We start from the raw sequence: 12,479 nt of genomic DNA, 5'->3' as shown, positions 1-12,479 counted from the left end.
CAGCGCGTTACAGCGTAATGGCGGCCTTCATACCCAACACGCCGACATCGTTCGCATCATGCACGCCACCGGGATTGTGGATGAACTGCACGTTCGGCCGCAATTCGAGCCACCGCGTCGGATGCACGCTGTAGTAAATCTCCGACGCATATTCGGCGTCCTGCACCGCCGGCCGCGTCGGATCGAGGGCCTCGCCCTTCGCGACGCGCCCGTTGACGTTGGTTCGCGCCACACCGAAGCCGAGAATGTCGCCCGGCCGCCAGGGCACCAGCCCCTTGTAGAACAGCCCGGCGGCAACCTGGTTGTCGGTGGTCGAGGTCGCGCGATCGGCCTGCGTCGCGTTGAGGAAGACGCTGAGCCCGGTGACCGACTTGCCGTCCTTCGAGGTGCCGGTGATCTGCTGCTGCAGATTGAAATATACGCCGTAGCGCGCATTGCGACGGAGCGGTTCGAGCCCGGTGATGGCGATCGGCTGTCGGTTGACGTCGTAGAACACGTCGTCGCCGTTCGATGTGTTGACCCAGCCGCCGACCTTGTACGCGCCCACGCGGCCATCGTTGTCGCCGCGGTGCCATTCGGCCTCGACCGGAACCAGCGCGCCCGTCGCGCCGTGGAACCGGCCGATCACGAAGTCCTTTTCGAGATTGCGCGGATTCACCTCGTAGGCGGCGGTCTTCAGCGTGAGGTGGTCGTTGACGTCGTAGCGCAACCGCGCGCCCCATTGGCCGACCGGCCAGTTCTGCCAGTAATCGCCGACCAGATTGCCCGGCTGCGCGCCGCAGAAGCTGAGATTCTGGAAATAGCAGGAGAACACCGCGAAATCCTCGCCGGGATTGGTGCGGCCAGCCTTGATCTCGAATTTCTCGCCGATCTTCTGCTCGTACCAGAATTGCGTCAGGCGCAGCGTCTGGCCGCGGCCGTACACCTCCTGCACCTGTTGCAACACACCAAGGTTGGCGTCGGCGCCGAGATCGCGACCGCGGCGATAGGTGAGCGTGGCCTGGAACGCGCCGCCCTTGAGTCCGACGACCTTGTCGAGATCGAGCAGCACGCCGACGTCGAACTGGCCGGTTTCGCGCAGCAGTTTCCGGTCGCCGCCTGCGAAATTATACCCGCTCTCTGACGCATAACGCGCGCTGACGCCGATCCCGCGCTCGGTCAGCCGCTTGCGGACGTCGAACCAGTCCGCGAACAGCCCGGGCGGCGGGGTGCGCTGCGTATCCGCGGTGAGGGCCGATGGGGAGAGATCGCTGTCGCGGCGGATGCCGGCGCGCGAGCGATGCTGCGTGTCGGTGGTGCTGCTGCCGGGGGTCTGCTTGGCGGTATCCTGTGCGGAGACCTGACCGGGTATGGCCAGCGCCAACGCTGCCGTTGCACAGAACCGCCGAAACTGCATTACGCCCACCTGTTTTCGGAACTTGTATCAACCCCTTATCGCGGGCGTTGGCTGATCGAAACCCTCCGGGAGGTCGAAGGCCGGATTACAATAATCCTCCCCCGCCAGGGGGAAGTGGCTGGCACTTGCCAGTCGGAGGGGGCGGTAAACGACAAACTAGGCTCCGTGTCCTCCCCCTCCGTCACCTGCGGTGCCACCTCCCCCTGGCGGGGGAGGATCGTGGTGTGGCGCTAGACCGCATGCCCGTCGGTATCGCGCAGCACTTCGCGACGGCCGACGTGATCGGGGCGGCCGACGATACCGTCCTTCTCCATCCTCTCGATCAACCGTGCGGCGGAGTTGTAGCCGATCCGCAACTGGCGCTGGAGCCACGAGGTCGACGCTTTCTGCGACCCGCACACGAGCTGGATCGCCTGGCGATATTGCTGGTCCTCCGCCGAATCCTCACCGGTCGGCGAGCCCTCCAGCGCGAAGCTCTCCTCGGGCTCCTCGGTCACGGACGAGATGTAATCCGGCAGCCCCTGCGAGCGCCAGTGATCCGCCACCAGCCGCACTTCGTCATCGGTCACGAACGGCCCGTGGACGCGGACGATGCCCTTGCCGCCGGGCATGTAGAGCATGTCGCCCTTGCCGAGCAGCTGCTCGGCGCCCTGCTCGCCGAGGATGGTGCGCGAATCGATCTTCGAGGTGACGTGAAAGCTGATCCGGGTCGGCAGATTGGCCTTGATGACGCCGGTGATGACGTCGACCGACGGCCGCTGCGTCGCCATGATCAGGTGGATGCCCGCCGCGCGTGCCTTCTGCGCGAGCCGCTGGATGAGGAATTCGACCTCCTTGCCCGCGGTCATCATCAGATCGGCGAGCTCGTCGACGATCACCACGATCTGCGGCAGCACGTCGTATTCGAGCTTCTCCTCCTCGTACATCGGCGCGCCGGTGTCGGGGTGATAGCCCGTCTGCACCTTCCGCCCGAGCGGTTGCCCCTTCGCCTTTGCCCCGCGGACCTTGTCGTTGAAGCCGGCGAGGCTGCGCACGCCGACGGAGGACATCTGGCGATAGCGATCCTCCATCGTCTCGACGGCCCATTTCAGCGCGCGCACGGCCTTGGCGGGATCGGTCACGACTGGCGACAGCAGGTGCGGAATGTCGTCGTACATGCTCAGTTCGAGCATCTTCGGATCGATCATGATCATCCGGCACTGGTTCGGCGTCAGCTTGTAGAGCAGCGACAGGATCATGCTGTTCAGGCCGACCGACTTGCCCGAGCCGGTGGTGCCCGCGACCAGCAGATGCGGCATCGGCGCGAGATCGGCGATCACCGAATCGCCCGCAATGTTCTTGCCGAGGATGATGGGCAACTGCGCCGACTGGTCCTCGAACGTCTGGCTGCCGACGAGTTCGTGCAAGCTCACCGCCTCGCGCCGCGCGTTCGGCAACTCGATGCCGATCACGTTGCGCCCCGGGATCACCGCGACGCGCGCGGAAATCGCGGACATGTTGCGGGCGATATCGTCGGCCAGCGCGATCACGCGGCTCGCCTTGACGCCGGGGGCGGGCTCGAGCTCGTACATCGTCACGACCGGACCCGGCCGCACCTCGATGATCGACCCCGTCACCTTGAAATCGTCGAGCACGTTCTCGAGCAGCCGCGCGTTACGCTCGAGGCCTGCCTTGTCGATCACGTTGCCCTGGCTCGGCGGCGACGGCGTCAGCAGGTCGAGGCTCGGCAACGTGAAATTGTCGCGCAGATCGAGCGACGACTGGCGCTCCTTGGGTTTCGCCTGCGACGGCGCGTTCTGGCGGTCGGCGATGACCGGGGCCGGGCGCGGGTCGGGCTCGGCGACCGCGCGCGGCTCGACCGGTTTGCGAGTCAGCGTCAGCGGTTCGTCGTCGTCCTCGTCGATCTCCGCAAAGCCGTCATAGCCGAGCGCCTCGGTGCGATTGCGGCGGGGGAAGCGCCATTTGCGCTCGCCCAGGTCGATCTCGATGCTCTTGCCCCAGACGATCGCACCGGCGATCGCTGCGATCAGTCCGACGGCGCGGGCGGACCAGAGCTCGGCGACCGGCTGGCCGATGAAGCTCAGCCCCCAATGCACCACGCTCGCGACGGACAGGCCGATCACGCCGCCCCACCCGGCAGGCAGCGCCAGCACCGACGTGCTCGAGACGAACGCCAGCGCGCTCGCCATCAGCGCGACGCCGATCGCCGCGCCGCGCACCATCCGCACCCAATGCCCGAGCGGCAGATCGCGCCACAATCGCATCCCGAGAATCGGCCCGATCGGCAGCAACAGCGCCACCGCTGGCCCGAACAGCGTGAGCGCGATATCGGCAAACCACGCGCCCGGCGGGCCGCCCAGATTGTCCGGATAGGCACCGGACGCGGTGTTGAGTGCCGCGTCGCTCGGGTGATAGCTCGCCAGCGCCAGCGCCATCAGCAGCGTGCCGACGAACAACGCGATCGCCGCGATCAGCGCACCGCTGCGGACGGCGCCCGCCTTCACCGTCTCACGCCACAAGGCTGGCTGCGCGCGGCTGGCCATGACCCGTATTCTCCAGTTGCAATCTAATCGGAAATGCATCGCCCTCGGCAGGCTCAACGTCAAGGTAACCACGCGGCAACACGGGTTAAGCTGCGCCCGGATCGTCGTTGGCAGCGACCGGCTACCGGGATAAAGCGCGACCATGGACACAGATGTACTCATCCTCGGTGGCGGGCTGGTCGGCGCGACGCTCGCCGTGGCGCTCGACGTGCACGGCATCTCGACGATCGTGATCGACCCCGCCGACCCCGCGGTGACGCTGGCCCCCGGCTTCGACGGCCGCGCGTCGGCAGTCGCGAGCGCGAGCCACCGCATGCTCGACGCGATCGGCATCGGCGCGACGCTGGCGGGGCAGGGCTGTGCGATCCGCCAGATCCGCGTCAGCGATGGCCTCGAACCCGGTGCGCTCGATTTCGTCCCCGCCGCGGATGATGGCGCGCTCGGCACGATGTACGAGAACAAGCTGCTCCGCCGCACGCTGTTCGACGCCGCCACCGCCGCGCCGCATGTTGACCTCCGCATGCAGACGCGCGCGACCTCGGTCGACCGCGCCGAATCGGGCGTGACCGCGACGCTCGACTCGGGCGACACCGTCCGTGCGCCGCTGCTGATCGTCGCGGAGGGCCGTAATTCGCCGACGCGCGAGGCCGCCGGGATCACGATCGCGCGCTGGTCCTACGATCACACCGCGATCATCGGCGCGTTCCATCACGAACTGCCGCATAACGACGTGGCGTACGAGATCTTCTATGCGAGCGGCCCGTTCGCGCTGCTCCCGCTGCCGGACGATGCCGACGGCCATCGCTCGGCGATCGTCTGGACGGTGGATGCGAAGGACGCGCCCGGGATGCTGAAGCTCGGCGACCGCGCGTTCCTGGCGGAAGCGGAGAAGAGCATGGGCGGTTTTCTCGGCGCGCTGTCGATGGCGACGCCGCGCGCGTCCTATCCGCTCGGCTTCCATCACGCCGCACGCATTACCGACACCCGGCTCGCTCTGGTCGGCGACGCGGGCCACGGCATCCATCCGATCGCGGGGCAGGGGCTCAATCTCGGCTTCCGCGACGTCGCAACGCTTGCCGAAGTGCTGGTCGAAGGCAAGCGCCTCGGCCTCGATCTCGGCGATGCGGCGCTGCTCGCGCGCTACCAGCGCTGGCGCGGGCTCGACACGTTCATGACCGCCGCCGCCACCGACACGCTCACCCGCCTGTTCGGCCTCCCCGGCAAGACCGCCAGCGCGGTGCGCCGCTTCGGCATCAGCGCGGTGAATGCGATCCCCCCGCTGAAGGACCGCTTCATGGCGGAAGCGCGCGGCGAAAGCGGCGATCTCCCCAAATTGCTGCAGGGGATGACGGTCTGAGGCGACGGACCGAGGCGATCAACCATTACACCGGACCTGTTCCAGCATTGATGGTGCCACGCATCCGATAGACCCGGTTTGCGGCGGCTGCCGCCGCCGGCTCGTCCGATGTCGTGCACCGCGTGTCTTCCGCGACAGGAAGCGTAGCGGTATGGACAGTTACGGGCGTTGCGTGGGGCCAGAAGCCTGACTAGTCTCGGCTTTGCCGGATGTCGCGCTGACATCGCCGATGCCTGCAAGAACGACGCGAAAAGGGTATAGGACGATGATCCCTGATCCTCTCGAAGCCTTTCGCCGCGCGGCCGCCGCCACGCTTGCCCGGATGGAGCAGGCCTTTGTCGAGCGCGCGCTGACCCTTCCAGGTTTGCTCGCCGGCGAGGTCGTCAACGGCGCGCGCCGCGTGGTGACGAATACGGCTCAGTTGGCGCTCGATGCCGTGCAGATGCTGGTTCGTCTGCCCCATCATCTGGCGGACATGCTCGCCGACAGCTGGCGTGGTCCCGATGCCCGTGCGCTGACCGTGCGGGAGCGGCTCGCGATCGCCGATGCGTACGGCTACCGTGCGCGACCCGACCTGCTGCGTATCGTCAACGGACCCGGCCTGTCGGCGATTCCGCGCGCGGCATTCGAAAACGGTAATCCCGCGATCACGATCGGCAATACGATCTATCTCAGGCCAGCGTCCAATTGGCCGAAGAAGGATCTCATGGCCAAACCCGAGGGGGCCGCGCTGTTGATGCATGAGGTCATGCACACCATCCAGTATCGTGAGATGGGGTATTCTCGATTCGCTGCCCGATATGGCGTCGACATGACGACCGTGCGCGGCAAGGCCGGTGACATGTATAAATACGGCAAACGTCGTCGCCAGTTCAATGCCGAGATGCTTGAAGGTCAGGCTGAAATGGTAAGCGACTATTACACCGTCCTTCACTCGACCAATCCAAAGCTGGCGGTCCAGCGTGCGGCGCTGCAGCGCCGGTTGAAAGGCACCGGCATCTATGGACTTTAAGCCTGTGCCTTTACTTCTGATTCTTGCTCTTGCAGCGTGCAATATCGGTGTCGAACGCGTCGATGTCAGCGGTTCTGCGCGAGATCTCCGCTTTGCGGCCGTCGCCTCGGAGCGCGAGGAGCCTGTCTGCATCAAGACGGCGAGCGTTTCGCAGGTCGAGCCCGAGGACGCCGAGCCAGTGTGGCAGGTAACGGCCTTGCGCACCGACAAATGCGTCTCGGTGGTCGGCTATGGTCGCGAGACCACCGAGCTCGCACAAGAGGCGCCCGCTCGAACCCTGCGGGCGGGCGTTCCCTACAGGGTCCGCATGTCTGGTAGTGGCTTCAGCTTCACGCGTGATTTCAGCATTTCGCCGAAAGGTGACCTGACGGTACTGGATTGATCCGTGCCTTCGTTACGGGAACCAGCGTCGTCCGTGACGGGTCCTGGCGCTGCACGTTCGAGTGCGTCACGGCGATTTGGACCAGCGCTCCACACCAGTCGGTCCGCCTTCTTCCCACTCCAGGACAGTATCAGGTCCGTCCGTCGATCCGACGCGCTTCCTCGATCAGCATGACCGGCACGCCGTCGCGGATCGGATAGGCCAGACCGGCCGCCTCCGAGATCAATTCCTGCGCTGTCTCGTCATACTGCAGCGGCGTGCGCGTCACCGGACAGACTAGGCGTTCGAGCAGCCAAGGATCGAGCGCGCTCACTGCAACGTCACCGATTCGTCGCCGTCGTGGCGGCCGAAAAATTGCATCAGCTGGATGATCAGTTCGGCACGGTGTTCGATGTTCGGGGCTTCCAGCAACGCCTGCTTCGCGGCGGCATCGAACGGTGCGATCTGCGCGATGCCGTTGACCAGGCTCTCGTCGTCGAGTCGGCCGACCGCATCCCAATCGACCGCATAGCCCTGCATGTCGGCGAACCGACGCGACTCCAGCTCCAGCGACGAGCGCCGCCCGAGCGATAACGCATCATCCTCGATCAGCGGCAGCAACTCGGCCTCGACCTGGCGGAACGCGGTCGTCACGTCCAACTCGCGGACGATCCGGAACAGCGCGATTCCCTCCAGCACGACGTTGTAGCGCCCATCGTCGAGCGCCTCGACCTCGGCGATCTTGCCGACGCAGCCGATGTCGTACAGCGCATCCGCGTCGTCATGCGGTCCGCCGCGCGGCTGGATCATCCCGATCCGCCGGTCGCGCGCCATCGCGTCGCTGATCATCGCCCGATAGCGCGGCTCGAACATGTGCAGCGGCAGGTGCATGCCGGGGAACAGCAGCGCCCCCGGCAACGGGAAGATCGACAGCCGCGTGGTAGCGCGCGGGGGGGTGGCGCGCGGGGGGGCGGACTCGGTGGTCATCCGAACAGGATCGCAGACAGGCGGCGTCGCTGTCCAGACACCCACGAGTCCTCGAGCCCGACAACCTCGAACAGTTTCAGCAACTGCGTCCGCGCCGCGCCCTCGTTCCAGTCGCGCTCGGTGGCGATGATGCCGAGGAACGTGTCGGCAGCGGCATCACGGTCGTTCGCCGCCATCTGGCCATTGGCGAGTGCGAACCGGGCCTGCAGGTCGTCGGGGTTCGCCTCGACCGCAGCCAGCAGCGGCGACAGGTCCGCGACCGGCGGGGCCGATTGTGCGAGCGCAAGCGCCGCCTGTGCGCGCGTAATCGCCGGGTCCTTGGCGATCGCCGGATCGAGGTTCGCCAGCCAGTCGCTTGCCTCGTCGAGCTGCCCGGTCGCGACCAGCGCGCGGACGAAGCCGGCATGGACCTGCGGATGCTCGGGCGCGATCTCGGCGATCTCGCGGAAAATGCCGAGCGCGCGCTCGCCGTCGCCCGCGGCCAGCGCCTCTTCGCCCACCGCGATCAGTGGCTCGACGTCAGGCGACGCGTCGGTTGCGCCGGCTTCGATCGGCAGCTGCTTGAGCAACTGGTCGAGGATCACGCGCAGCTGCGATTCGGTACGCGCGCTGGTCATGTCGGCGACGAGCTGGCCCTGGAACATCGCGTAGACGGTCGGGATCGACTTGATCTGGAATTGCGCGGCGATGAACTGGTTCTTGTCGGTATCGACCTTGGCCAGCACGACGCCCTTGTCGGCATAATCGGCGGCGACCTTCTCCAGCGTCGGCGTCAGCGCCTTGCACGGCCCGCACCATTCCGCCCAGAAATCGATGATCACGAGGCTGGTCATCGAGGGTTCGACGACGTCGCGACGGAACGCCTCGACGGCATCCTTCTCCGCGGGGGACATTCCAAGCGTGGCCAAGTTCAACTCCCGTGTGGTTCTAGCGCGCTATCTGGGGGGCGGCGGCGGTGAATGCCACCTCTAGGATGGATAGGTATGCACGACAAATGGGCGGTATCGTCACACGGGGCTAGCCGTCACGCGCTCCACCGCCGGGAACGAGGCGCTTGGCAAACCAGGACCACTGCGCTCTCCGGGCAACGGCGGTACTATTCGCGAGCGCAACTCACGGCCAGCGGATCGCACCGGATCCTCCCCCGCAAGGGGGGGGGGGCGCCGAAGGCGACGGAGGGGGCGGATACGGAACAGAGGTTTTCCTTTCCTCCCCCTCCGTCTGGCAAGCGCCAGCCACCTCCCCCTGGCGGGGGAGGATCGTGAGGTCGAACGGCGATCCGTCGTCAGTGAAAGTCGCGGGACTTAGGGAGGACGCGGACGTCGCGGGGGTGCGTGGCGCGTGGGTGGCGCGCGCGGGCGTCCGGGCTGCGCGTGAGGACCGGGCGGATCACTTCGTCGACGCGCGCGAGCGGTGGCTCCAGCGCGTGATCCTCCGACAGCAGCCGCAGCATCTCGGTGCGATCCTGCACCCGCGACGTCATCAGGTGCGTGACGCCTTCCTCGCTGCGCTGGATCACGCCCTCCAGCACCATCAGTCGCGACGCCATCACCGCGCGGCGGTTCGCCTCGAAATCGCGCGCCCACATCAGCCCGTTGGTGACACCGGTCTCGTCCTCGATCGTCACGAAGATCGCATTGCCCTTGCCGGGGCGCTGGCGGACCAGGACGACACCCGCAACCTTCGCGCGCCGCCCGTCCTTGGTCGCGTTGGCCTGCGCGCTCGACAGGACTCCCTCGGCAGCAAAGCGCGCGCGGAGGAACGACATCGGATGCGCCTTCAGCGACAACCGCGTCGTCTGGTAATCCGCCGCCACCTGTTCGGAGAGCGGCATCGCCGGCAGATGCGCGTCGGGCTCCGCGCCAAGCTCGGGCACCTCTGCCGCCGCAAACAGCGCGAGTTGCTTGGGTGGCGTCCGGCGGACGTCCCACAACGCCTCGCGGCGCTCCTTTGCGACCGAGCGGAACGCGTCGGCATCGGCGAGCAGGTTCATCGCCCGCTGCGGGAGGTTCGCGCGCCGCGCGAGGTCCTCGATACTCGCGAACGGCGCGCCCGCCCTGGCGCTGGCGATCTCGTCCGCCCAATCCTTCCGAAACCCGTCCACTTGCCGAAATCCGAGCCGCAGATCCTCCCCGGCACGGGGAGGGGGACCATCCGCAGGATGGTGGAGGGGGGGCGCCGCAAACGTCCCGCTCGGAAGAGTAGCAACTGCGAACGCGCCGCCCGTAACAGGGATCCCCGCAAGCGATACGTCCGCGGAAGCCCCCCTCCACCCCGCTTCGCGCGGTCCCCCTCCCCGTGCCGGGGAGGATAGACTGTTATCCCATCCGCTCGCGTTCACATCGACCGGCAGCACCGTCACCCCGTGCTCGACCGCATCGCGCACCAGCTGCGCCGGCGCGTAGAACCCCATCGGCTGAGAATTGAGCAACGCGCAGCAGAACACCGCGGGATGGAAGCATTTGATCCACGACGACACATAGACGAGGCGGGCGAACGACAGCGCATGGCTCTCGGGGAAGCCGTACGATCCGAACCCCTCGATCTGCTTGAAACAGCGCTCGGCGAACTCTGCCTGATAGCCCCGCGCGACCATCCCGCCGACCAGCTTGGCCTGGAAATTGTCCATGCCCCCGACCTTGCGGAACGTCGCCATCGACTTGCGCAACTGGTTCGCCTCGTTCGGCGTGAACCCCGCCGCGACGATCGCCAGCTTCATCGCCTGTTCCTGGAACAGCGGCACGCCGTAGGTGAAGCGAAGCAGTTGCTGCAATTCGTCGGGCGGCCCGAATTTCGGATCGGGTGAAGGAAACTCGACCTTCTCCTTGCCGCTCCGCCGCCGGAGATACGGGTGCACCATGTCGCCCTCGATCGGGCCCGGCCGGACGATCGCAACCTGCACGACCAGATCGTACAGCACGCGCGGTTTGAGCCGCGGCAGCATGTTGATCTGTGCGCGGCTCTCGACCTGGAACACGCCGATGCTGTCGCCCTTGCACAGCATGTCGTACACGCGCGGATCCTCGGCGACCGCGATCGTATCGAGCAGGTGATCGCCGTGGCCATGCGCGCGCATCAGGTCGAACGCCTTGCGGATACACGTCAGCATGCCGAGCGCGAGGATGTCGACCTTCATCAGCCCGAGCGCGTTGATATCGTCCTTGTCCCATTCGATGAACGTGCGCTCGTCCATCGCGCCGTTGTGGATCGGCACCATCTCGTCGAGCCGCCCCTGCGTGAGCACGAACCCGCCGACATGCTGCGACAGATGGCGTGGGAATTCGAGCAGCCGGTCGACCATCTCGCGCAGCCGCGCGATCTCGGGATTGTCGACGTCGAACCCGGTCTCGGCAAAGCGCTGTTCCTGGAACCGGCTCGAGAAACTGCCCCATACCGTGCTGGTCAGCCGCTGCGTCACGTCCTCGGTCAGGCCGAGCGCCTTGCCGACCTCGCGCACCGTGCTCTTCGGGCGATAATGGATGACGGTCGCGGCGATCGCGGCGCGGTCGCGACCATAACGGCGGTAGATGTACTGCATCACCTCCTCGCGCCGCTCATGCTCGAAATCGACGTCGATGTCCGGCGGCTCGTCGCGCTCGCTCGACACGAACCGTGAGAACAGCAGGTCGTATTTCATCGGATCCACCGACGTGACGCCGAGCAGATAGCACACCACCGAATTGGCCGCCGACCCGCGTCCCTGGCACAGGATCGGCGGATCGCAGCTCCTCGCGAACCGGACGATGTCGTGCACGGTCAGGAAATAATAGGCGTAGTTCCGTTCGCGGATCAGCGGAAATTCCTCGTCGAGCAGCGTGTGCATTTTTGCAGGGATGCCGTCCGGGTATTTCGCCCGCGCCGCCTCAAGGACGAGGTGTTCGAGCCAGTCCTGCGCAGTCCAACCTTCCGGCACTGGCTCATGTGGATATTCGTATTTCAGATCCTCAAGCGTGAAGGCGATCCGCGATAACAGCCTTGCGCTCTGCGCGACCGCGTCGGGACGGTCGCGGAACAGCCGGGCGATCTCCTCTTCGGGCTTCAGATGCCGCTCGCCATTCGCTGCGAGCCGCCGCCCCGCCTTGTGGATCGTCGTCCGCTCGCGGATGCAGGTGACGATATCGTGCAGGTCGCGGTCGTCGGGATAGGCATAGAGCGCATCGGTGGTCGCCAGCACGGGCACACCCGCCGCATCCGCGATCCGACCGAGCCGCGCCAGCCGTCGCCGATCGCGGCCGCCGCGCGGCATCGTCACGCCCAGCCACACAGACTCCGCCCCCAGCCGCCTGACCGCGCGCAAGACCGTCGCCAGATCGCGCGTCCGGTGTTCTGGCAGGCGTCGTTCGGGCAGGGCATCCCCCTCCGGCAGCGGCGACACCGGCGTCGCGCCGCGCGCGCTGCTCTCGGGCATCACCACCAGCAGCAGGTCGGCGTGATGCGCGATCAGGTCGCCGAGCCCGAGAATGCACCCGCCCTTTTCGGCGCGACGGTTGCCGACCGTCAGCAAGCGAGTCAGCCGCCCCCAGCCGTGCCGCGTCGCGGGGTAGGCGACGATGTCCGGCGTGCCGTCCTCGAACACCAGTCGCGCGCCGACCACCAGCCGGAAATCGACCGGCGGCATCGCCATTCCGAGCAGCGCGTCTTCGGCCTTCTTCAACGCCAGATGCGCGCGGACCACGCCGGCGACGGTGTTGCGGTCGGCGATGCCGATTCCGCAGAGCTTCAGCTGCACCGCGCGGCCGACCATCGCGCCGGCATCGCTCGCGCCGTCGAGGAACGAGAAATTGGTCGCGGCGACGAGTTCCGCGAACCCGGTCATGGCGTCG

At 66.8% G+C, this 12,479-nt stretch carries 9 protein-coding genes; 3 read left to right on the top strand and 6 right to left on the bottom strand.

The window, feature by feature from the left end:
- Positions 1-7: 7 nt before the first annotated feature.
- Together O6Y00_RS13435 and O6Y00_RS13430 are read right to left on the bottom strand one after the other, a co-directional pair.
- Positions 8-1,396 (bottom strand): carbohydrate porin, encoded by a 1,389-nt coding sequence (locus O6Y00_RS13435; protein ID WP_353443106.1) that lies wholly within the window; start codon positions 1,394-1,396, stop codon positions 8-10.
- A 230-nt stretch (positions 1,397-1,626) separates the two neighbouring features.
- The gene (locus tag O6Y00_RS13430) at positions 1,627-3,939 is read right to left on the bottom strand and encodes a DNA translocase FtsK (RefSeq protein WP_353443105.1); all 2,313 of its coding nucleotides are present in this window, start codon (positions 3,937-3,939) and stop codon (positions 1,627-1,629) included.
- A 142-nt stretch (positions 3,940-4,081) separates the two neighbouring features.
- On the opposite strand from O6Y00_RS13430, the gene O6Y00_RS13425 reads away from it, so the two are divergent.
- The 3 genes from O6Y00_RS13425 to O6Y00_RS13415 all read left to right on the top strand — a co-directional run bounded on the left by O6Y00_RS13425 (position 4,082) and on the right by O6Y00_RS13415 (position 6,690).
- On the top strand, positions 4,082-5,296 hold the full coding sequence (locus O6Y00_RS13425; RefSeq protein WP_353443104.1) for a UbiH/UbiF/VisC/COQ6 family ubiquinone biosynthesis hydroxylase: 1,215 nt from the start codon (positions 4,082-4,084) through the stop codon (positions 5,294-5,296).
- 202 nt (positions 5,297-5,498) lie between these two features.
- Entirely contained in the window at positions 5,499-6,308 is an 810-nt protein-coding gene (locus tag O6Y00_RS13420; RefSeq protein ID WP_353443103.1) for an eCIS core domain-containing protein, read from the top strand.
- Entirely contained in the window at positions 6,298-6,690 is a 393-nt protein-coding gene (locus O6Y00_RS13415) for a hypothetical protein (RefSeq protein ID WP_353443102.1), read from the top strand. Before O6Y00_RS13420 ends, O6Y00_RS13415 begins: the two co-directional genes overlap by 11 nt.
- 130 nt (positions 6,691-6,820) lie before the next feature.
- Here the strand turns inward: O6Y00_RS13415 and O6Y00_RS13410 are convergent, their stop codons facing one another.
- The 4 genes from O6Y00_RS13410 to O6Y00_RS13395 form a co-directional block, all read right to left on the bottom strand.
- Positions 6,821-7,003 carry a Trm112 family protein gene (locus O6Y00_RS13410; protein ID WP_353443101.1) on the bottom strand — a complete coding sequence of 61 codons (183 nt, stop codon included), beginning with the start codon at positions 7,001-7,003 and terminating at the stop codon, positions 6,821-6,823.
- Positions 7,000-7,656 (bottom strand): LON peptidase substrate-binding domain-containing protein, encoded by a 657-nt coding sequence (locus tag O6Y00_RS13405; protein ID WP_353443100.1) that lies wholly within the window; start codon positions 7,654-7,656, stop codon positions 7,000-7,002. Before O6Y00_RS13405 ends, O6Y00_RS13410 begins: the two co-directional genes overlap by 4 nt.
- Positions 7,653-8,549 carry a tetratricopeptide repeat protein gene (locus tag O6Y00_RS13400; RefSeq protein ID WP_353443336.1) on the bottom strand — a complete coding sequence of 299 codons (897 nt, stop codon included), beginning with the start codon at positions 8,547-8,549 and terminating at the stop codon, positions 7,653-7,655. Before O6Y00_RS13400 ends, O6Y00_RS13405 begins: the two co-directional genes overlap by 4 nt.
- 392 nt (positions 8,550-8,941) lie before the next feature.
- Complete coding sequence (locus O6Y00_RS13395) at positions 8,942-12,472, bottom strand: error-prone DNA polymerase (protein ID WP_353443099.1); 3,531 nt, start codon at positions 12,470-12,472, stop codon at positions 8,942-8,944.
- Positions 12,473-12,479 lie beyond the last annotated feature (7 nt).

Source organism: Sphingomonas faeni (assembly GCF_040407565.1).
Lineage (GTDB): Bacteria > Pseudomonadota > Alphaproteobacteria > Sphingomonadales > Sphingomonadaceae > Sphingomonas > Sphingomonas faeni_F.
This window is presented reverse-complemented; position numbering and strand designations above follow the sequence as displayed.